The organism is Curtobacterium sp. JUb34 (genome assembly GCF_003755065.1).
GTDB lineage: Bacteria > Actinomycetota > Actinomycetes > Actinomycetales > Microbacteriaceae > Curtobacterium.
The window spans coordinates 106,312-126,657 of record NZ_RJVH01000003.1 but is presented as its reverse complement, the minus strand read 5'-3'; the positions used below and the strand labels follow the sequence as shown (position 1 = coordinate 126,657).

Sequence of the window (20,346 nt, the reverse complement as noted above, 5' to 3'; positions counted from 1 at the left end):
CCGGCATCGCGGCATGTCTCCGGGGTGCGCCGCGCGCCACGCTCCCGACCACCCGCGCAGTGGCTGCGGGCGATCGGGGCGTCGGCGATGATGCGAGTCCTGTACCCGGGGCGCCCCGTGCTGATGCGGAGACGGCTCCCGGCGGACCATCGCCGGCCCGAAGCATGGTGCCCGAGATTAGACCGCTCCAACGCCTCTCGTCAAGGACGACAACTGTTGTGTAACGATCCGGGCAGTGGAGCGTGCGCGGAGGGCGTTCCCGGCGTACTGGAGTCAGCGACCGAGGCTGCGCCGGTGCTCCTGCGCGGCCGCCAGCAGCTCGCGGGCGTCGTTGCTCGCAGCCTCGGCTGCGTCACGAGCACGTTCGAGGGCCTCGGTCTCCGCGGCCGCCCGGTCGAGTTCGCGGTGCAGGTCGGCCCGGCGTTCCTCGGCCGCCTCGAGGTCCGCCTCCGCGGCGTCGAGCGCCGCATCGGCGTCCCGCGACTCGCTCCGGGCGGCGGTCTCCGCCTGGCGCGCGGCCTTCCGGTCGGCGGCCGGGTCACGCTCCGGCTCCGGCTCGGCGTCCGGCTCCGGTCGGTCCGGTGGTGCGGTCTCCGTCGACCGGGAGGCACGGCTCGCCTTCCGCGCGCCCCTCGCCCGGGTGATCGGGATGGGTGGGGCATCGCTGCCGGACCAGGCGTCCGGCACCGCGTCCGGGTCCGCGAGCGCCCCGTCCAGGTCGACCGCGTCGAACCCCACGCTCTCCAACGGCGTCACGAGCAGCCCCGAGCGCACGGCGGCTCCGGCGTGGGGGTCGGCCATCGCGGCCTCGATCGTCGCGCGCACCTGGTCGAGCACGGCCGACGTCGCGGGGTGTCCGGCGTCCGAGGCGAGGTCGGCCCCGGCCTGCGCCAGGGCCTCGATCACCTCGGAGCGTTGCTGTCGGAGCGTCCGGATCTCGCGGGGGTCGGCGTCGGCCTGGGCCTTGCGGAGGGCTGGCCCGAGGTCGACCGCGTCGTCGAGGGCGCCGTCGTGCGCGAGCAGGTCCACGACCCACGCTGCCGGTGCGGGCTTCCGGAGCTTCCCGATCGCCGCCGCCAGGTCGCGGTCGTCCTTCCGCACCGCGCGCTGGCGGGCCGTGCGCTCGGCGACGAAGTCCCCCGGCGCGACGAGCAGCAGCTCCCTGGCGACGTCCGCGAACTCCATGCCCCCAGCTTGCCCGCTACCAGTCGTGGACGGTGCCGTCGGCCAGGCGGTTGAACGGCAGGTAGGCCTGCTCGTACGGGTACTTGCCGGCCTCGTCGACGTCGAGGCTGACCCCGAGGCCGGGCTCGTCACCGGGGTGCAGGTAGCCGTCCGTGAAGGTGAAGGTCTGCTGGAACACCTGGTTCGTCTGCGGCCCGTGCTGCATGTACTCCTGGATGCCGAAGTTGTGGATCGCCATCCCGAGGTGCATCTGCGCGGCGAGGCCGACGGGCGAGATGTCGGTCGGCCCGTGGAACCCGGACTTGATCTGGTACATCGCGGCGTAGTCCATCGTCTTCCTGAGCGGGGAGATGCCTCCCATGTGCGTGACGGCCCCGCGGACGTAGTCGATGAGCTGGTCGCGGATGATGTCCTTGAAGTCCCAGATGGTGTTGAAGACCTCGCCGATCGCGAGCGGTGTGGTGGTGTGCTGCCGGACGAGCTTCAGGGCTTCCTGGTTCTCGGCCGGGGTGCAGTCCTCGAGCCAGAACAGGTCGTACGGCTCGAGCGACTTGCCGAGCTTCGCGGCCTGCAGCGGGGTCATCCGGTGGTGGCCGTCGTGCAGCAGCGGCAGTTCGGGTCCGAACTCGTTGCGCACGGCTTCGAACACGGTGGGCACGTGGCGCAGGTAGGCGCGGGTGTCCCAGTCCTCCATGGCGGGGAAGGCGCCGCGCTGCGCCGGCTCGAAGTCGTACCGGACGCCCTCGTTGCCCTCGGTGGTCTTGTTCGAGGCGATGCCGTAGATGCTCTCGAGGCCCGGGACGCCGGTCTGCACGCGGATCGAGCGGTAGCCCTCCTCCTGGTGTTCGCGGATCGAGTCGAACAGTTCGGGGAGTTCCTTGCCCGAGGCGTGCCCGTACGCCATCAGCCCGGTGCGCGAGGCCCCGCCGAGCAGCTGGTACAGCGGCATGCCGGCGACCTTGGCCTTGATGTCCCAGAGCGCCATGTCGACGGATGCGATGGCGGCCATCGTGACGGGGCCGCGGCGCCAGTACGACGAGCGGTAGAGGAACTGCCAGGCGTCCTCGATGCGGCTGGCGTCGCGGCCGATCAGCAGCGGCACGACGTGCTCGGACAGGTAGGCGGCGACGCCGAGCTCGCGGCCGTTCAACGTCGCGTCGCCGAGGCCGGTGACGCCGTCGGCGGTCGTGATCTTCAGCGTCACGAAGTTCCGGTTCGGGCTGGTGACGATGACCTCGGCGCGCTCGATGAGCTGGCCGCGGTCGGCCGACGCCCACGTGTCCGGACGCCCGGAGGTCTGCCCGGTCGCCGCGCCGGTGTCGGCGGCGTCCGGCACCGGGGCCGCGGGGTTCGTGGTGGTGTCGGTCATGCGTGGACTCCTTCGTCGGTGCTGCTGGTGGTGCGTGCGGCGGTGCTCGCCGCCCGGATGTCGTCGGCCGCCGCCGTGATCGCGTCGACCACGGCGGTGGTGTCGAGGTCGGGGGCGATGCCGCGCAGCACGTCGTGCACGTCCGAGTCTGCCCCGGGGGCTCCGTCGTCGTCCACGAGGTCCGGCTGCGTCGTGACGTGGAGCCACCACGCTGCGATCGCCGTCGCGGCGCCGGGCCCGATGCCCGCGGACGGGTCGCGCTCGAGCCGGTGCCGCACGACGTCGACGACCCGGACGGGCAGCTTCTGCGACCCGCCGGAGGCGATCTGCCGCAGGGTGTGCCGGATGCGGGGGTTCGCGAACCGGTCCACCAGGGCGGCGCGGGCGGCGGCGACCTCGTCGGCGGGCAGCGGCAGTTCGCGGGCGGCCTCGTCCCACAGCTGCTCGACGGCGGCCCGGCACACCGGGTCGTCCATCGCCGCGGCGACGGTCTCGTGCCCGCGCTGGAGCCCGAGGTACGCGAGCAGCGAGTGCGAGCCGTTCAGCAGCCAGAGCTTCCGCTGCTCGTACGGGGTGACGTCGTCGACGATGCGCACGCCGGCGGTCTCCCACGCGGGCCGGTCGATGCCGTCGAAGCGGTCCTCGAGCACCCACTCCGCGAACGGCTCGGTGACCACCGGCACCCGGTCCCCGGCGAGCGCTCCCGGCAGGGCGGCGAGGCCCGCGACGTCGGCGTCGGTGGTCGCGGGGGTGATCCGGTCCACCATCGACGACGGGAACGCGACGTTCGCCTCGATCCACGCGCACAGGTCGGGGTCCGTGGTGGCACCCAGCACGGCCTCGCGCAGCACCGCGCCGTTGTGCGTCAGGTTGTCGAGGCTGACCAGTGCGATGCGCCCGCCGCCGGCCGTCCGACGGGCGTCGAGCCCCGCGACCAACCGGGCCGGGACATCGGACCCGGACCGGTAGCCCTGCTCGGTGACCGTCAGCGTGACGATGGTCGTCGCCGGCGACGCGACCACGTGCCTCCAGGCCGTGTCGTCGCTGCCCGCGTGGGCGGCCACGATCGTGTCGACCACCTCGGCGTCGTCGCCGGACGCGGCGCGGGTGACCAGCGTGTACCGGCAGTCCTGCGCGGCCAACGCGTCGGCCGCGGCGGGCGAGCGGCCGGTGAAGGCGGTGATGCCCCACGGCTCCCCCGTGGTGTGGGCCGTGTACCAGGCGAGGTGGGCGCGCGCGAACGCACCCGCCCCCAGGTGGACGATGCCCGGTCGGCGGTCGGTCATGCCGACACCGGCACGAGGGACCGCAGGTACGCCAGGTTGTCGGCGGTGCGGGCCTCGAGCGGCAGGTCGGTGGAGAAGTCCTCGATGGTGACCCAGCCGTCGTAGCCGACCTGGCGGAGGGCGTCGAGGTACTCGGAGACGGACGCCTGGCCGGTGCGCAACGGTGCCCACTCGTGCTGCCAGATCGTGCTGCCGTCGGCCCGGGTGTCGCCGGTGTCGACCCAGCGTGCGTTCTTCACGTGGGCGTGGGCGAGGTAGGGGCCGAGGAGCTCGAAGGCGGCGAGGTGGTCCTCGTACCCCTCGATGACCAGGTTGCCGAGGTCGTGGATGACCCCGACGTGCTCCGGGTCGAGGCCGTCGACGAGTCGCAGCGCCGCCGAGGCCGAGGGGGTGATGGTCATGTGGTGGAGCTCGACGAGCGCCTTGACGCCGAGCTCGGTCGCCCGGGTCACCGCCCACTCGAGGTCGGCGCGGGTGCGGTCGAAGATCTGCCCGTACGTCTCGCCGGTGCGTTCCTTCTCCTGCCGGTACACCGGCATCGAGACCCGCACCTGCCGGGCGCCGAGCTCGCTCGTGACGCGGAGCATCGTCTCGACACCCTCGTGGTCCGACGCCTGCTGGTACCCGCCGATGCCGGAGTACTCGAGGCCGGCGGCGTCGGTGATCCGGGCGATCTCGCCGACCTGGTCCTGGATGCCGGTGAACTGCCACGTCGAGGCGTTGCCGGCCCAGAACGAGCGACCGGCGGGCACGACGGTGCCGTCCGCGGGGCGGTCGTCGACGATGCGCCACTCGACGCCGTCCCAGCCCTGCTCGGCCAGCGTCGAAGCGGCCTGCGACGGGGACCAGTCGGGGGTGGACGCGGTGAACACGGAGAACTTCATCGGGTGGCTCCTTCGGTCGCGGTGTCGGACGTTGCTGCAGCGCCCACCCCGGGCACCACGTCGTCGTACTTCCCGTCGATCACGTCGTCGATCCGGACGGGCTGCCCGAGCGTCGCGCTGACGTAGAGCCCGCGGACGGTGGCGAGCGACACGAGGGCCGCGTCGACGGTCACGCCGGGCTCGCGGCCCTCGCGGATCGCGGCGACGATGTCGGTGTACTGCCGACCGTGGCCGGCGGCGAAGTGGTCGGGCTCGGCGGGGCCGCCGACGACGTGCTCCGGCGGGACGACGTCGTCCTTCTGGTCGACGGCGCCCGCGACCGCCGACGCGTTCGCGGTGGTCGACGCGGACTCGAGGGTGGCGGCGTCGGGTGCGATGTGGAAGTAGGCCAGGCGGTCGTCGTCGACGATCGCGGACCCGTGGGTGCCGTACACGGCGTAGCGGGCGGAGAGCCCCGGGTACGCGGCGGTCGTGCAGTGGATGACGCCGAGCGCGCCGCCGGCGAACCGGACGGTGGCGACGGCGGTGTCCTCGACCTCGATGCGGTCGTGCGCGAGCAGCCCGGTCTGCGCCGAGATCTCGACCGGACGGCCGAGCGCCCAGACGAGCAGGTCGACGGTGTGCACGCCCTGGTTCATGACCGCGCCGCCGCCGTCGAGCGCCCAGGTGCCGCGCCAGTCGCCGGAGTCGTAGTAGCCCTGTGACCGGTACCAGGCCACGCTCGCCAGGCCCGAGGTCACGGTGCCGAACCCGCCGTCGTGGGCGGCCGAGGCGACGGCGGCCGAGGCCGGGTCGAACCGGTGCTGGCTGATGACGCTCGTGACCAGGCCACGGTCGCGGGCCGCCGCGGCGAGCGCGGCGATCTGCCGGGCTCGGGGCATCGTGGTGTCGAGGGGCTTCTCGATGACGACGTGCTTGCCGGCGGCCAGGGCGGCCTCGGCGAGCTGCACGTGCATGCCGGACGGCGAGCAGATCGCGACGACGTCGATGTCGGTCTGCTCGATCGCCTCCTCGATGGTGGACGTCGTGATGGGGCGGGTGACGCCCATCGCCTCGATCTCGTCGGCGGCGCTCGTGGCGGCCGCCGGGATCGCGTCGACGAGGGCGACGACCTGCAGGTCCGGGTGGTGGACGGCGACCTTGGCGTGGTGGCGTCCGATGACGCCGGCGCCGACGACTGCCAACTTCAGTGGGGTGGTCATCGCAGGGTGACTCCGATCTGGTCGGTGAGGGTGCGGAGGGCACGACCGGCGCGACCGAAGGCCGCGGGGCCGGAGAACCCGCCGAGGGAGGTGAAGTCGCTGAGGTGCGGCTCGAGCGAGGCGTAGCCGGAGTACCCGGCGTCGCGCAGCGCGGTGAGGGTCTGGAGCAGCTCGCCGTCGCCCTCGCCGGCGGGGACCACCGACGAGTCGGCGGCGAGGGCGTCCTTGACCTGCAGATAATCGACGTAGGGCGCGAGCTGCGCCCACCCGTCGGTGAACGGCTTGACGCCGCACTGCACGTAGTTCGCGTTGTCCCAGGCCAGGCGGAGTGCCGGGGACCCGACGCTCTCGACGAGGTCGAGCACGCGCGCGGGGACGTCGCCGTAGATGTCCTTCTCGTTCTCGTGCAGCAGGGTCACGCCCTCGCGCTCGGCGAGGTCGGCCAGGGCGCGCATCCGGACGAGGACGTCGTCGCGGACGTCCTCGGGCTGCCGGCCTTCGAAGTAGAACGAGAAGATCCGGATGTTCGTGGTGCCGAGGGCGTGCGCGGCGGCGATCGCGCGGCCGAGCCGTCCGACCTCGTGCTCGACGGGCTCGTCGACGGAGACCTTGCCGATCGGTGAGGCGATGGCGGACACGGTCTGTCCGCGCTCCTCGAGCAGGCGGTGCAGTCCGGCGAGCTGGTCCTCGTCGAGGTCGACGACGTTCACGCCCCAGGCGCTGCGGACCTCGATGGCGCTCGCGCCGAGCGCCTGCAGAACCGCGACCTGGACGACGGGGTCCGCGTCGATCTCGTCGCCGAAACCGGAGAGTTCCCACGTGGGCTGGTCGGTCATGGTGTCCTTTCGTGTCGGACGGGAGGCACGTGGCGGGGCCGCCACGGGCCTCCAGTCCGGTTCTGGGTTGCGGTGACTGCCGCGCTCACTTGACGGAACCGGCCGTCAGACCGCCCACCAGGTAGCGCTGGAAGATGAGGTACAGGGCGACGACCGGCACCGCGCAGACGATCGAGGCGGCCATCATCTGGCCGTAGATCGGGACCGCGCCGCCCTCCTGCGTGGTGCCGAGCACCTGCAGGACCACGGCCACCGTCCTGGTGTTCGGGGTCGTCATGATCGTGGAGAACAGGACGTCGTTCCAGCCGAGCAGGAAGGCGAAGATCGCGGAGACGACGATGCCGGGCCACGACAGCGGCAGGACGATCTTCGTCAGGATCTTGGTGCTCGAGGCGCCGTCGATGCGCGCCGCTTCCTCGAGTTCCTTCGGCAGGCCACGCAGGTAGGTGACCATCACCCAGGTCGAGAACGGCAGGGCGAACGTCAGGTAGGTGACGAACAAGCCCCAGCGGGTGCCGATGATCTGCACGCCCGTGGCGCTGGCGATGTTCGAGAAGACGACGAACACGGGCAGCAGCAGGAGCGTGCCGGGGATCGACTGCAGCGCGAGGAGCCCGCGCAGGATGGTCAGGCGCCCGAGGAACCGGAATCGGACCAGCACGTAGGCGGTGGACACGGCGAGCGCGGCACTCGCGATGGCGACCGCGCCGGCGGTGAGCATCGAGTTGACCAGCCCCTCGCCGAGCGCGACCGTCGACCAGATCTCGACGTAGTTCGACAGCGTGAACTCGGACGGGAAGTACTCGCCACGGGCGACCGCGACGTCCGAGTTCACCGATCCGAACAGGATGTACAGGACCGGGACGGCGATGAACGCGATGATGACGGCGATCACCACGATCAGCAGCCAGCGGGGCAGGAGCCGGGTGACGTCGGTGTCGTACGGACGCTTGCTCCGTCTCCCGCCGCTGCTGGTCGTGATGCTCTCGGTGAGCGTCGCGGTGGGGCGGGTGCGGGTGCTGAAGGACGTGCTCGGGGTGGTCATGCGCGTGCTCCGTCGATGTCGGCGGCGGTCGGGGCGGCGGCGAGCGTCGCGCGGTCGGCGCGACGCTGCTTCCGGTTGGGGCCGGCGTCGTCACCGGTGTCGAGCTTCACGGCCCGCAGGTAGACGAACAGCGGGATGGCGACGATCACGAGCGAGCAGATCGCCATGGCCGCGGACAGGCCGAAGCGGAACGACTGGAAGCTCGCGATGTACGTCAGGACGGGCATGACCTCGACGCTCGACGGCAGCGGGATGCCGAACAGCACGAACGGCAGCGTGAAGTTGTTGATGTTGTGCAGGATCGAGATGATCACCGCGAGGCTGAGCGGCCCGCGCAGGTACGGGAAGATGATGTAGCGGAGCTTCGCCCACCAGGTCACGCCGTCGAGCGCGGCGGCCTCGTGCACCTCGTTGTCCACCGCCTGCAGTCCGGCCAAGGACAGCAGGTAGACGAACGGCCAGCTCGTCCAGATCATCACGCCGGCGAGCGCCCAGTACGACGCGGAGCCGTTCAACCAGAGCACGTCGGTGTGCAGGATCGAGTTCACGACGCCCTGCGGCTGCAGCATCGTGCGGAAGAACGTGCCGACGACGAACGCGGGCAGCACGTAGGGGATCAGGTAGATCGACCGGACGAGGCCGCGCCCCGGGAACCGGTTCTGCGTCGAGATCGCGGCCGCGACACCGATCGGGACGGTGACCGCCGTGACGAGCACGGACAGCGACACCGAGATCCAGATCGAGTGGAGCAGGGGTGAGTTCGTGAAGGCCTCGGTGAAGTTCGCGAAGCCGACGAAGGGGGCGCTGAACCACTGCCGCAGCGTGTACTGGTCCAGGTCGAGCATCGCGATGAAGAAGCCCACCAGGAGCGGCACCACGATGACGGCGAGCATGAGGACGCCGCCGGGGATGAGCATCCAGAGCGGACGCTCCTTCTTGTACAGGGGCGTCTTGCCGGCCGGGCGCACGGGCCGCGGCGGCGCCGCGTCGGTGCGGGGCCGGGTCTGCGTGCTGGTCATCACAGACCTCCGTTCTTCTGACGGTCGAGGGTGGACTGGGCGTCGCGTTGCGCTGCTTCGAGTCGCGCACGGAGCTGGTCGTCGGTGACCTCGCCGCCCTTGAGTGACGGGATCGACTGCACGACGACGTCGACCAGGGCGAGCTGGATGTCGGACCAGGCGCCGGTGAACGCGGTGGGCTTCGACAGGCGGCCGGCGTCGATGATCGGCTTGAGCTGTGGGTTGTCGGCCGCGAGCTGTGCGGCGGCGTCGGCGTTCGTCGGCAGGTTGCCGAACAGGTCGTAGTACTCGAGCTGGGCCTTCGGGGCGCTGAGCTGCTTGACGAAGTCGAACGAGAGGTCCTGCTTCGTGCCGTAGTCGGCCACGACCCAGTTGTCGCCGGACAGGATGCTCGCGGCCTCGATGCCGTCGGCGGGGCGTTCGCTCGCGCCCGGTGGGACGGTGGGGAGCAGGGCGAACTCGTACTTCCCGTCGACCTTCGTGTCCGTGAAGGAGTTGATCGCGGTGGTGGTCGTCATCGGGAAGAACGCGGCCTTGCCCTCGGTGAACTGCGCGAGGGCCTGCGCGTTGTTCCAGCCGATCGCGGCCTTGTCGACGACGCCGTCCTTCGTGACCCAGTCGAAGTAGGTCCGGTACGCGTTCGCGACGGCGTCGCTGTCGATCTCGGCCTTCGAGCCGTCGACGATGGTGTTGCCGGCGTTCTGCGCCATGCCCCACACGAACTTCCACGGGTCGAAGCCGTCGGCGTAGGCGATCGCCATGCCGTGGCGGCCGTCACCGGTGGTGGCCTTCGCGTCCTCGGTGAGTTCGTCCCACGTGGTCGGCATGTCGGTGATGCCGGCCTTCGCGAGCAGGTCCTTGTTGACGGCCATGACGAACGGGCGGCTGGCGAAGGGGATCCCGATCTGCTGCGAGTCGCTCGGACCCGAGATGCCGAACGAGGCCGGGTCGAACTGGTCCTTGCCGCCGATGGCCTTCCACTCCTTCGACCCCATCTCGACGAAGGCGCCGGTGGCGTACGCGGTCGGGGTGAACGTGGTGCCGATGGCGTACACGTCGGGGCCCTGACCGGAGATGACGCTGGTCTGGATCGCGGTCAGTTCCTCCTGCGCGGACGAGTAGGTCTCCCACTGGATGTCCGCGCCGGTGGTGCGCTTGAACTCGGCAGCGGTGTCCTGCTGCCACTGCTTGCGCTCCTTTGGGTACGTGGTGTCCGCGCCCATCATCACGCGGAGGGTGTTCGGGTCGTCGCCGCTGCCGTTCACGACGGCGCAGCCCTGCAGGGAGAGAGCGGTGAGGGCGATCACCGCGACGGCACCGACGAGGGTGCGGGGCTTGAGCCGTGTCCTGTTCATCCGGGGGTTTCCTCCTCGAGACCTCCTCCGGGCGGCGCTGCCCGGTGGCACCACTGTTCCGCCGTTGGCAACATCCGGCAACCGGTTGCCACTTGTTGCCAGACGCGAATACGTTCGGCCTCGTGAGCAGCACAGACACGGACGTCGGCGACGCCTCCGGCGCGGGTTTCAGCGCCGCCCGACGCGTGACCATCCGGGACATCGCCGACGCGACCGGCGTGGCACCGTCGACCGTGTCCCGCGCACTCTCGCTCCCCGACCGCGTGAACCACAGCACGCAGGAACGCATCCAGCGGGCGGCCCGCGAACTCGGCTACGTCGCCAACTCGCAGGCACGCGCCCTGACCTCCGGTCGCACCCGCGCCGTGGCCGTGCTCGTCTCCGACATCACGAACCCGTTCTACTTCGACGTCATCCGCGGCACGCAGCACCAGCTCGCCGGTGCCGGCTGGACGCAGTTGCTCGTCGACACCGAGGAGTCCGCCGACGCCGAACTCGCCACCCTGAGCGCGATCGGCGCGAAGGCCGACGGCGTCGTCCTCACCGCGTCCCGCCTGTCCGACGCGCAGATCGCCCGGTTCGCCGAGCGCATCCCGCTCGTCGTCGTGAACCGCCGCCCCGCCGGGGTGCCCTCGGTGCTCATCGACACCCCCGGCGGCGTCGAGCAGGCGGTGCAGCACCTCGTCTCCCTCGGACACCGCGACGTCCTCTACGTCGCCGGTCCGGACAGCTCGTGGTCGAACGAACGCCGGTGGAAGGCGCTCGTCCGCGTCGCGAAGCGCCTCGGCGTCCGCGTCGCACGCATCGGGCCGCACGCGCCCTTCGTCGACTCCGGAGCCGCTGCCGCCGACGCCGCCGTGCACGCCGGGGCCACCGCCTGCATCGCCTTCAACGACCTGATCGCCATCGGGATGCTCGCGCGGCTGCGGGAACGGGGCGTCCGCGTCCCCGAGGACCTGAGCATCGTCGGCTGCGACGACATCTTCGGCGCCGACTTCTGCAACCCGCCGCTCACCACGATGACCTCGCCGATCGAACGGGCCGGCCGGGTCGCGATCCGGATGCTGCTCGGCCGCCTCGGCGCTATCCCCGCCGACGAGCTGCCCGGTGAGCACATGACCGGCGCCGTCGCGCTGCCCACGCACCTGACCGTCCGGGAGTCGACGGGTCCCGCGCCCGCCTGACGCCGGCGCTCGCCCGCAGCACCCGCCGTCCCCGCCGTCCCCGCCGTCCCCGCCGTCCCCGCCGTCCCCGCCGTCCCCGAAGGAGTCGATGATGACCCAGACCAGCACCGCCACCCGTCTCGCCCCGCACCCCGACCGGCTGCTCCCCGCCGACCCCGGTGCACGCCGGGTGGCACGGACCGTCTACGACACGGTCAAGGACGCGCCGATCATCTCTCCCCACGGCCACGTCGACGCGGCGCTCATCGCCGCGGACCAGCCGTTCAGCGACCCGGCGTCGCTGCTCATCACGCCCGACCACTACGTGCTCCGGTTGCTGCACGCGAACGGGGTGGACCTGGCCGCGCTGGGACGCGCCGACCTGTCCGCGACCGGCACCGTGCCTCCCGAACCGGACGGCCGTGCCGTCTGGCGGAACCTGGCGGACCACTGGGACGACTTCCTCGGCACCCCCGTGCGCTACTGGTTCGAGACCGAGCTGCACGACGTCTTCGGGCTGACGGAGCAGCCGTCAGCGGCGAACGCCGACGCCCAGTACGACCACATCGCCGGCCTGCTGGCGTCGCCCGCCTTCCGCCCGCGCGCCCTGTTCGACACCTTCGGCATCGAGGTCCTCGCCACCACCGACGGCCCGGCCGACGACCTCGCCGCGCACGCGCAGCTCGCCGCCGACCCCACGTTCACCGGCCGGGTGGTCCCCACGTTCCGCGCGGACGCCGTGTTCGACCCCACCCGGCCGGACTGGAGGCCCGTGGTCGATGCCGTCGGACAGGCCGCCGGCATCGACACGGGGACGCACGCAGGGCTGTTGGCAGCACTGCGCGCACGTCGCCAGTACTTCATCGACCACGGCGCGACCGCCACGGACACGGGGGTGCTCGACGCGGGCTCCGCTCCCCTGTCGTCCGCCGAGCGGGAACGCATCCACGCGGCGGCACGGCGCGACCCGTCGTCGCTCACCGAGGCCGAGGCGACGGCGTACCGGCACGACATGCTCTTCCGCTGGGCCGAGATGAGCGTCGAGGACGGCCTCGTCATGCAGCTGCACCCCGGCGTGATCCGGAACCACCACACGCCGACGCTCGAGCGGTTCGGACCGGACACCGGCCACGACCTGCCCGCCGTCGGCTCGTTCACCACGCCCCTGCGGCCGTTGCTCGAGGCCTTCGGGACCGCCCCGGGCTTCCACCTCGTGCTGTTCACCGTCGACGAGACCGTGTTCTCGCGCGAGATCGGTCCGCTCGCCGGCTTCTACCCCGCCGTGTACGCCGGTGCACCGTGGTGGTTCATCGACACCCCGGCGGCGATCGGCCGCTACCGCTCCGCGATCACCGACTCGGCGTCGTTCACGAAGACCTCGGGCTTCATCGACGACACCCGGGCGTACTGCTCCATCCCCGCGCGGCACGACATGGCGCGGCGGGCGGATGCGGCGTACCTGGCGTCGCTCGTCGTGACGCACGAGATCTCCGAGGAGGACGCGGTCCGTACGGCGGGGCGCATCGTGTCCGACATCCCGCGGGCGACGTTCAAGCTGTAGCGGTGCGGGCCCGGTCCGTGACGCTGCGGACGCGTTCCAGCGCGGAACGGATCTCGGCTTCGGCGGTCTCGGCGTCGGGCGCCCACCGGCACTCGAGCGAGACGGCGCCCCGGTACCCGCCGTCGTGCACGGCGGCGAGGAACTCGCGCCAGACGTCGTCGACGCGCCGGGTGGCCGTCGGTCCGGGTCACTGAGGTGGACGTGCCCGATCCGGTCGCCACCGGCGCCGGTACGGTCGGACGATGGACCTCGACGTCACCGCTGCGTACGGCGACCGTGCCGGCGAGTACGCCGAGCTCCTCGGATCGATGTCGGCCGTCCATGACGAGGACAGAACACAGGTCGAGGCCTGGGCGTCCGGATCCGGCACTCGCATCCTCGACGCAGGGTGCGGGCCGGGGCACTGGGCCGCACACCTGGCGGATCGTGGACACGCGGTGATCGGCATCGACGCGGTCGCACCCTTCGTTGAACACGCACGACGCGCGCACGACGGCGTCGACTTCCGCCTGGGCGCGATCGAGTCCACCGGTCTCGACGACGGCAGCGTCGACGGGGTGCTCGCCTGGTACTCCGTGATCCACCACGATCCGTCCTGCGTCGGCGAGGTCTTCGCCGAGTTCCGCAGGGTGCTCCGGCCGGGCGGCGGACTGCTGGTCGGGTTCTTCGATGGGCCCGCGATCGAGTCCTTCGACCACGCGGTCGTCACGGCGTACCGGTGGCCGACGAGCGCGCTGGCGGAGGTCCTCGACGACCACGGATTCGACGTGGTGGACGTCCGGTTTCGGGTCGATCCGGGACAGCGGCCGCACGCTGCCATCCGCGCGACGCGGCGGTGAGGCGCCTCAGCCGGAAGTGACCAACAGCGCCGCAAGGATCGTCGTCACCGTGGCGTCGACCGAACCATCGATGGAGACGTCGACGGCGGCCTCGTCGGGCTGCGGCCGTTCGAGCGTCGCGAACTGGGAGTCGAGCAGCGACGACGGCATGTACTCGTGCTGCCGGTGCGCCTGCCGCTCGGCGATGAGGTCGTGCGAGCCGTCCAGGAACGCGATGACGAGGCCGGGCGCCGACTGCCGGAGCCGGTCGCGGTAGACGCGCTTGAGTGCCGAGTTGGCCATCACGCAGCGGCTCCTGGACGCCTCGACGGCCGCGATCTTCGCGGCGCAGGCGTCGAGCCAGGGCCAGCGGTCGTCGTCGGTCAACGGGATGCCCTGCCGCATCTTCTCCTTGTTCGCGGCCGGGTGCAGGTCGTCGGCGTCGACGAACACGGTCGGTTGGCCCTGCTCGGCGAGCGCGTCGGCGAGCGCCTGCCCGATCGTGGACTTGCCGGAACCGGAGACGCCCATGACGAGGACGGGTGGGAGGACAGCGGTGTCGGTCATCCCTCCACAGTATTGACGGGGTGAACAGTGGTCCCCAGTTGCCGTAACACCCGTGCGGTCCCAGGGCGCCGACCGTAGGTTGGTCTCACGTCCGGACGAAGGAGACGACGTGGCAGACAGCACTGGTCAGGCGAACATCGGGGTCATCGGCCTCGCCGTCATGGGGTCGAACCTCGCACGCAACCTCGCGTCGCGTGAGGGCAACACGGTCGCGGTGTACAACCGCACCTACGCCCGCACCGAAGAACTCATCAAGGAGCACGGCGATGCCGGCTTCATCGCGTCCGAGGACATCGACGGCTTCGTGGCCTCGCTCTCGAAGCCGCGCACGGCGATCATCATGGTGCAGGCCGGCAAGGGCACCGACGCGGTGATCTCGCAGCTCGCCGAGAAGTTCGAGGAAGGCGACATCATCGTCGACGGCGGCAACGCCAACTTCCACGACACGATCCGGCGTGAGCACGACCTGCGCGAGAAGGGTCTCAACTTCGTCGGCACGGGCATCTCCGGTGGTGAAGAGGGCGCGCTCAAGGGTCCGTCGATCATGCCCGGCGGCTCGAAGGAAGCCTGGGAGACCCTCGGGCCGATCCTGAAGTCGATCGCGGCGGTCGCCGAGGGCGAGCCCTGTGTGACCCACATCGGCACCGACGGCGCCGGGCACTTCGTGAAGATGGTGCACAACGGCATCGAGTACGCCGACATGCAGCTCATCGCCGAGTCCTACGACCTGCTCCGCCGCGTCGGGGGGCTCTCCGTCGAGGACCTGGTCAAGGTGTTCCAGGAGTGGAACGGCGGCGACCTCGAGTCCTACCTCATCGAGATCACCGTCGAGGTCCTGAAGCAGCGCGACGCCGACTCGGGCAAGCCGCTCGTCGACGTCATCCGCGACGAAGCGGGTTCCAAGGGCACCGGCGTGTGGACCGTGCAGAACGCGGTCGGTCTCGGCATCCCGGTCTCCGGCATCGGCGAAGCGGTGTTCGCCCGCGCGGTGTCGTCGAAGCCGTCGCAGCGTGCCGCCGTGCGGCAGGCGTTCCCGGACCGGCCCGACATCGCCGAGGTCCCCGACGGCTTCGAGGACGACGTCCGTGCGGCGCTCTACGCCTCCAAGGTCGTCGCCTACGCGCAGGGCTTCGACCTGATCATCGCCGGGGCCAAGGAGTACGGCTGGGACATCAACCTCGGCAACGTGGCGAAGATCTGGCGCGGTGGCTGCATCATCCGCGCGCAGTTCCTCAACCGCATCGTCGAGGCGTACGACAAGAACCCGGAGCTCGAGTCGCTGCTGGTGGACCCGTACTTCGCGAACGCCGTGCAGGAGGGCGAAGCCGCCTGGCGTCGCATCGTCGGGATCGCCGCCGCGTCGGGGATCCCCGCTCCGGGCTTCTCGTCAGCGCTGTCGTACTTCGACTCGCTCGCGTCCGAGCGGCTGCCCGCCTCGCTGATCCAGGGGCAGCGCGACTTCTTCGGGGCGCACACGTACCAGCGCATCGACAAGGACGGCACCTTCCACACGCTGTGGTCCGACGACGACCGCCGTGAGGTCGACCAGGAACCGTCCACCCACTAGACCGCGGCACGACCGCACCCTCGAAGGGCCCCGCCGATCGTCGGGGCCCTTCCCACGTCCGACCGCGATCGGCTCGGTTCAGGCGACGATGCGCTCGCGCGCGAGGTCGGCGACGAGCCGGTCCAACCGCGGTCCGCGGCCGAGCAGTCGACGGGCGCCGGGAGCGGTCCGCACGAAGAAGGTCGCGACCGCGGGGGTGTCGTCCGGCCGGACGTAGTGGATCGCGACCGCGCACGCCCGTCGACCGTCGGCGCGGTCGCCGTCTCCGTGGACGTCCTCGATCCCGACGTGCACGACCCGGCTCCACCGGATCACGAGCAACCGTGTGGCCTTGCGGTCCTCGAGTTCCCACAGCGACGCCTCGGTCGCCCCGAACGCCCAGGTCACCCTTGGTCCGAGGCTCGCCTCCGGCCGGACCTCGGCGATCGCGTCACGCAGTTCGGTCGTCGGAGCCGCCGGAACGAGCCAGACAGTGGGGTCGATGCGGCGGATTGCGAGAGCGAGGGCCTCGTCGGCGTGTCGGCGTCGCACCGCAGCGGCGCGGACGACCGCGACCACGATGACCGTGACGCCCAGCGCGATCGCGCCGAACTCGACGATCCCGAACCACGACAGATCGACCTCGGGCGCCGTGGAGACGACGACGACCCGTGCGGTGACGAGCGCCGCCCAGATGCCGACGATCACCCACCGCAACGTGGACAGCCGCTGCGCGGCCGACATCGGCGTGCGCTCGGGGCGGCGGGCGCGACCGGGGCGCGGAACGGGATCTGGACGCCTCGGCACACCCCGATCCTCGCACGGCCCGATCGGCAGGTGCTGGCCGGGGTCGGTGAACGCCCGGGGAACCGCACGCACAGGCCACGAGCGGGCGGGCGACCTACGCTCGGGCGGTGACCACCGAACGCACCACGGACGTCCCGACGCCGGGCGACCCATCGACGGACCAGCACACGGCCGGTGTCCCGCTGCGCCGGCCCGCGGTCCTCGCTGCGGCCGTCGGACTCGTGGCTGCCGCGGCCTTCCTCGGGATCGCCGAGTTCGGCGCGCTGCTCCTCGGTGGTGCCGGCAGCCCGCTGGTGGCCGTCGGTTCGGCCGTGATCGACCTCGCACCCGCGGGCGCCAAGAACCTGATGGTCGCCCTGTTCGGCACCGGCGACAAGGTCGCGCTCTTCGTGCTCATGACCGTCCTGGTCGCCGCGATCAGCGCCGGCGCCGGGGTCCTCGAGCGCGCTCGTCCGCCCTTCGGAGCACTCGTCTTCGCCGTCGGCGGGGTGCTCGCATTGATCGCGGTCAGCACCCGTTCCGGCAGCGGCACGTTCGACGGCGCCCCGACCGTCTTCGGCGTCGCCGCCGCCGTGATCACCCTGCGGCTGCTGCTGCGTCGGCTCCGGCGCTGGGAGGCCGCCGCAGCCGTCCCGTCGGCGTCACCGCGACCTGCCTCGGCCGAGCGCCGCGCGTTCCTGGTCTGGGGCGTCGCGACCGCAGCGGTGGCGGTCGTGGTGGGCACTGCCTCCAGGGTGGGGTCGTCCGCGATGCAGGCGGTCGCCGCTGCTCGACGAGCCGTCCGCTTGCCCGCGGCGGCGACGCCCGCACCGGCGGTGCCGGGCGGTGCCTCGCTCGACGTCGACGGGATCACGCCGTACGTCACGCCGAACGCCGACTTCTACCGGATCGACACCGCGCTGCGCGTCCCCTCGATCGACCCGGCCGACTGGAGCCTGCGCATCCACGGCGCCGTCGAGCACGAGGTGACGCTGACGTGGGACGAACTGCTGGCACTGCCGCTCGAAGAGCACATGGCCACCCTGAGCTGCGTGTCGAACGAGGTCGGTGGTGACCTGATCGGCAACGCGCTCTGGCTCGGGTACCCGATCCGGGAGCTCCTGGCCCGCGCGAAGCCGACCGGGGACGCTGACATGGTGCTGTCCCGCAGCATCGACGGGTTCACCGCCGGGACGCCGCTCGACGTGCTGCAGGACGAGGGCACGGATGCTCTGCTCGCCATCGGGATGAACGGGGAACCACTGCCGACCGAGCACGGGTTCCCCGCGCGGATGGTCGTGCCCGGGCTGTTCGGCTACGTGTCGGCGACGAAGTGGGTCACCGAGATGGAGGTCACGCGCTTCGCCGACGCGCAGGGCTACTGGACGCCGCGCGGCTGGTCGGAACGCGGGCCCGTGAAGCTCGAGTCCCGCATCGACACCCCGCGGAACGGGACGACCGTCACGGTCGGCGAGCAGGTCGCCATCGCGGGGGTCGCCTGGCAGCCGCACACCGGGGTGAAGGCCGTGCAGGTCCGCGTCGGTTCAGGAGCGTGGCAGCAGGCGGAGCTCGCCGAGTCGGTGTCGGCGGACACCTGGCGCCAGTGGGTGCTGCGGTGGACACCGACCGCCGGGTCGCACCGGATCGAGGTCCGCGCGGTGAGCGCCGACGGCGAGGTCCAGACGAGCGTCGAGCGGCCGCCAGCGCCGAACGGTGCGACGGGGTGGGCCACGGTGACGGTGGACGCGAAGTAGGTCGGGGCGGGGGGCGTGCGACCCGGCGTCTGCGTGTTGCCGAGGTTCCGAAATCTCGGCATGTCGAGCGTTCGAACGGCCATCTGTGCGACCTCGGCGAACCTGAGCGGCGTGTCGCGGCCCCTGAGCGAGCGAGCCGGCAGCGCGGATCGCTCGTCGGGTCAGGCGGGGAGCGTCGCGACGACGCAGGTGCCGTCGACCTGGTCGTCCCGCTCGACCACGGCCGTGAACCCTGCGGCCACGAACGCCGTGACCGACGCATCTGCCTGCGCCACGGACACCTCGATCACGACGGAGCCACCGGTGCGCAACCACTCCCCCGCTCCCGCGGCGATCCGCCGGTGCAGGTCCAGGCCGTCCGCCCCACCGTCGAGCGCGACACGGTGCTCGTGCTCCCGCGCTTCGACCGGCATCATCGCGATCGATGCCGTCGGGACGTAGGGGGCGTTCACCGCGACGACGTCGACCGCGCCACGGAACCGATCCGGCAGCGGCGCGAACAGGTCACCGGCGACGACGATCCCACGGTCGCCGATGTTCTCGGCCGCGACGTCGACGGCGTCCGGGTCGATGTCCGTGGCCACGAGGTCGAGTGCGCCGACCCGGCCGAACAACGCCACCGAGATCGCGCCGGCGCCGCAGCACAGATCGACCACGCGGTCGTAGCGCTGCAGCCGACGCGCGGCCTGCTCGACGACGACGGCCGTGCGGGCACGCGGCACGAAGACCCCGGGGGTCACCCGGATGCGGTGTCCGTCGAAGGCGGCCCACCCGAGCACGTACTCGAGCGGCTCACCGGCCAGGCGACGCTGGACGAGCGAGCGCAGCCGGACGGGTTCACCGGCTCCGGACTCGAGCAGCAGGTCGGCTTCGTCCTCGGCGAAGACGCTCCCCGCGGCCCGGAGTCGGGCCGCGAGGGCGTCACGCGCGGGATGGGTCAAGCGGCGCCGTCGAACATCGACGTGACGGAACCGTCGTCGAAGACCTCGTGGATGGCGCGGGCCAGGAGCGGGGCGATCGGCAGGATCTCGAGACGGTCCCAACGCTTCTCGACCGGCACCGGCAGGGTGTCGGTCACGACGACGCGGTCGATGAACTCGCTCTGCAGCAGCTCGGTGGCCGGGTCGGAGAACACGGCGTGCGTCGCGGCGACGACGACGCCGATCGCGCCGGCCTCCTTCAGCGCCTCGGCAGCCTTGGCGATCGTGCGCCCGGTGTCGATCAGGTCGTCGACGAGCAGGCACCAGCGGCCGGAGACGTCGCCGACGATCTCGTGCACCGTGACCTGGTTCGGGACCAGCGGGTCGCGGCGCTTGTGGATGATGGCGAGGGGCGCACCGAGCTTCTCGGACCAGATGTCGGCGACGCGGACGCGGCCCATGTCCGGGGACACGACCGTCAGGATCGACGGGTCGAGGATCTCCTTGAAGTGCTCGAGCAGCACCGGCATGGCGAAGAGGTGGTCCACCGGGCCGTCGAAGAAGCCCTGGATCTGAGCGGCGTGCAGGTCGACGCTCATGATCCGGTGCGCGCCGGCGGCCTTGAACAGGTCGGCGACGAGGCGGGCCGAGATCGGCTCGCGACCGCGGCCCTTCTTGTCCTGACGGGCGTACGGGTAGAAGGGCGCGACGACGGTGATGCGCTTGGCCGAGGCCCGCTTCAGCGCGTCGACGATGATGAGCTGCTCCATGAGCCACTCGTTGATCGGTGCCGTGTGCGACTGGATGACGAACGCGTCGCATCCGCGGACCGACTCGTCGAACCGGACGTACAACTCACCGTTCGCGAAGGTCCGGGCGTCGGTGGGGACCAGGTCGACGCCGAGTTCCTCTGCGATCTCGGCGGAGAGCGCCGGGTGTGCTCGCCCCGAGACGAGGACGAGTCGTTTCTGGCCGGTTGTCTTGATTCCGGACAAGTGCGGTGCTCACTCCCTGACCCGTGTGGGGTCGATGTCGACGACCGGTGGTCGC

At 71.5% G+C, this 20,346-nt stretch carries 18 protein-coding genes; 5 read left to right on the top strand and 13 right to left on the bottom strand.

Annotated features, from left to right (window positions below):
• Positions 1-273: 273 nt before the first annotated feature.
• The 9 genes from EDF63_RS11795 to EDF63_RS11755 form a co-directional block, all read right to left on the bottom strand.
• Positions 274-1,185 (bottom strand): hypothetical protein, encoded by a 912-nt coding sequence (locus tag EDF63_RS11795; RefSeq protein ID WP_123313258.1) that lies wholly within the window; start codon positions 1,183-1,185, stop codon positions 274-276.
• Positions 1,186-1,201: 16 nt separating this feature from the next.
• Positions 1,202-2,554 carry a D-mannonate dehydratase ManD gene (gene manD, locus EDF63_RS11790; protein ID WP_260233083.1) on the bottom strand — a complete coding sequence of 451 codons (1,353 nt, stop codon included), beginning with the start codon at positions 2,552-2,554 and terminating at the stop codon, positions 1,202-1,204.
• A complete protein-coding gene (locus EDF63_RS11785; protein WP_123313257.1) occupies positions 2,551-3,840 on the bottom strand; it encodes a mannitol dehydrogenase family protein in 1,290 nt (429 codons plus the stop codon). The genes manD and EDF63_RS11785 overlap by 4 nt, the downstream gene beginning before the upstream one ends.
• Complete coding sequence (locus tag EDF63_RS11780) at positions 3,837-4,724, bottom strand: sugar phosphate isomerase/epimerase (protein ID WP_123313256.1); 888 nt, start codon at positions 4,722-4,724, stop codon at positions 3,837-3,839. The genes EDF63_RS11785 and EDF63_RS11780 overlap by 4 nt, the downstream gene beginning before the upstream one ends.
• On the bottom strand, positions 4,721-5,926 hold the full coding sequence (locus tag EDF63_RS11775) for a Gfo/Idh/MocA family protein (protein WP_123313255.1): 1,206 nt from the start codon (positions 5,924-5,926) through the stop codon (positions 4,721-4,723). Before EDF63_RS11775 ends, EDF63_RS11780 begins: the two co-directional genes overlap by 4 nt.
• Positions 5,923-6,762, bottom strand: a complete 840-nt coding sequence (locus EDF63_RS11770) for a sugar phosphate isomerase/epimerase (RefSeq protein WP_123313254.1) — start codon at positions 6,760-6,762, stop codon at positions 5,923-5,925. The genes EDF63_RS11775 and EDF63_RS11770 overlap by 4 nt, the downstream gene beginning before the upstream one ends.
• A gap of 85 nt (positions 6,763-6,847) precedes the next feature.
• Positions 6,848-7,807, bottom strand: coding sequence for a carbohydrate ABC transporter permease (locus EDF63_RS11765; RefSeq protein WP_221180561.1), 960 nt, complete (start codon positions 7,805-7,807; stop codon positions 6,848-6,850).
• The gene (locus tag EDF63_RS11760) at positions 7,804-8,826 is read right to left on the bottom strand and encodes a carbohydrate ABC transporter permease (RefSeq protein ID WP_123313253.1); all 1,023 of its coding nucleotides are present in this window, start codon (positions 8,824-8,826) and stop codon (positions 7,804-7,806) included. The genes EDF63_RS11765 and EDF63_RS11760 overlap by 4 nt, the downstream gene beginning before the upstream one ends.
• Positions 8,826-10,181 carry an ABC transporter substrate-binding protein gene (locus EDF63_RS11755; RefSeq protein WP_123313252.1) on the bottom strand — a complete coding sequence of 452 codons (1,356 nt, stop codon included), beginning with the start codon at positions 10,179-10,181 and terminating at the stop codon, positions 8,826-8,828. The genes EDF63_RS11760 and EDF63_RS11755 overlap by 1 nt, the downstream gene beginning before the upstream one ends.
• A gap of 122 nt (positions 10,182-10,303) precedes the next feature.
• On the opposite strand from EDF63_RS11755, the gene EDF63_RS11750 reads away from it, so the two are divergent.
• From EDF63_RS11750 to EDF63_RS11740, 3 genes are all read left to right on the top strand, one after another.
• On the top strand, positions 10,304-11,365 hold the full coding sequence (locus EDF63_RS11750; RefSeq protein ID WP_395871905.1) for a LacI family DNA-binding transcriptional regulator: 1,062 nt from the start codon (positions 10,304-10,306) through the stop codon (positions 11,363-11,365).
• Between the two features lie 91 nt (positions 11,366-11,456).
• A complete protein-coding gene (uxaC, locus tag EDF63_RS11745; protein ID WP_123313251.1) occupies positions 11,457-12,905 on the top strand; it encodes a glucuronate isomerase in 1,449 nt (482 codons plus the stop codon).
• Between the two features lie 242 nt (positions 12,906-13,147).
• Positions 13,148-13,744, top strand: coding sequence for a class I SAM-dependent methyltransferase (locus tag EDF63_RS11740; protein ID WP_123313250.1), 597 nt, complete (start codon positions 13,148-13,150; stop codon positions 13,742-13,744).
• A gap of 6 nt (positions 13,745-13,750) precedes the next feature.
• Here EDF63_RS11740 and EDF63_RS11735 read toward each other — a convergent pair whose 3' ends face one another.
• Positions 13,751-14,290, bottom strand: a complete 540-nt coding sequence (locus EDF63_RS11735; protein WP_123313249.1) for a gluconokinase — start codon at positions 14,288-14,290, stop codon at positions 13,751-13,753.
• A gap of 109 nt (positions 14,291-14,399) precedes the next feature.
• Here EDF63_RS11735 and gndA point away from each other — a divergent pair, with 109 nt between their 5' ends.
• Entirely contained in the window at positions 14,400-15,857 is a 1,458-nt protein-coding gene (gndA, locus tag EDF63_RS11730; protein WP_123313248.1) for an NADP-dependent phosphogluconate dehydrogenase, read from the top strand.
• Between the two features lie 78 nt (positions 15,858-15,935).
• Here the strand turns inward: gndA and EDF63_RS11725 are convergent, their stop codons facing one another.
• Complete coding sequence (locus EDF63_RS11725; RefSeq protein ID WP_148061771.1) at positions 15,936-16,643, bottom strand: hypothetical protein; 708 nt, start codon at positions 16,641-16,643, stop codon at positions 15,936-15,938.
• 107 nt (positions 16,644-16,750) lie between these two features.
• On the opposite strand from EDF63_RS11725, the gene EDF63_RS11720 reads away from it, so the two are divergent.
• The gene (locus EDF63_RS11720; RefSeq protein ID WP_123313246.1) at positions 16,751-18,376 is read left to right on the top strand and encodes a molybdopterin-dependent oxidoreductase; all 1,626 of its coding nucleotides are present in this window, start codon (positions 16,751-16,753) and stop codon (positions 18,374-18,376) included.
• A gap of 161 nt (positions 18,377-18,537) precedes the next feature.
• On the opposite strand, the gene EDF63_RS11715 is transcribed toward EDF63_RS11720, so the two are convergent.
• Complete coding sequence (locus tag EDF63_RS11715) at positions 18,538-19,317, bottom strand: putative protein N(5)-glutamine methyltransferase (protein ID WP_123313245.1); 780 nt, start codon at positions 19,315-19,317, stop codon at positions 18,538-18,540.
• Complete coding sequence (locus EDF63_RS11710) at positions 19,314-20,291, bottom strand: ribose-phosphate diphosphokinase (RefSeq protein WP_123313244.1); 978 nt, start codon at positions 20,289-20,291, stop codon at positions 19,314-19,316. Before EDF63_RS11710 ends, EDF63_RS11715 begins: the two co-directional genes overlap by 4 nt.
• Positions 20,292-20,346: the final 55 nt, after the last annotated feature.

What these genes read in the sequence shown, in the direction of transcription:
- EDF63_RS11795 (WP_123313258.1), bottom strand. Translation starts at nt 1,185, where the DNA reads ATGGAGTTCGCGGACGTCGCCAGGGAGCTGCTGCTCGTCGCGCCGGGG.
- manD (WP_260233083.1), bottom strand. Translation starts at nt 2,554, where the DNA reads ATGACCGACACCACCACGAACCCCGCGGCCCCGGTGCCGGACGCCGCC.
- EDF63_RS11785 (WP_123313257.1), bottom strand. Translation starts at nt 3,840, where the DNA reads ATGACCGACCGCCGACCGGGCATCGTCCACCTGGGGGCGGGTGCGTTC.
- EDF63_RS11780 (WP_123313256.1), bottom strand. Translation starts at nt 4,724, where the DNA reads ATGAAGTTCTCCGTGTTCACCGCGTCCACCCCCGACTGGTCCCCGTCG.
- EDF63_RS11775 (WP_123313255.1), bottom strand. Translation starts at nt 5,926, where the DNA reads ATGACCACCCCACTGAAGTTGGCAGTCGTCGGCGCCGGCGTCATCGGA.
- EDF63_RS11770 (WP_123313254.1), bottom strand. Translation starts at nt 6,762, where the DNA reads ATGACCGACCAGCCCACGTGGGAACTCTCCGGTTTCGGCGACGAGATC.
- EDF63_RS11765 (WP_221180561.1), bottom strand. Translation starts at nt 7,807, where the DNA reads ATGACCACCCCGAGCACGTCCTTCAGCACCCGCACCCGCCCCACCGCG.
- EDF63_RS11760 (WP_123313253.1), bottom strand. Translation starts at nt 8,826, where the DNA reads ATGACCAGCACGCAGACCCGGCCCCGCACCGACGCGGCGCCGCCGCGG.
- EDF63_RS11755 (WP_123313252.1), bottom strand. Translation starts at nt 10,181, where the DNA reads ATGAACAGGACACGGCTCAAGCCCCGCACCCTCGTCGGTGCCGTCGCG.
- uxaC (WP_123313251.1), top strand. Translation starts at nt 11,457, where the DNA reads ATGACCCAGACCAGCACCGCCACCCGTCTCGCCCCGCACCCCGACCGG.
- EDF63_RS11740 (WP_123313250.1), top strand. Translation starts at nt 13,148, where the DNA reads ATGGACCTCGACGTCACCGCTGCGTACGGCGACCGTGCCGGCGAGTAC.
- EDF63_RS11735 (WP_123313249.1), bottom strand. Translation starts at nt 14,290, where the DNA reads ATGACCGACACCGCTGTCCTCCCACCCGTCCTCGTCATGGGCGTCTCC.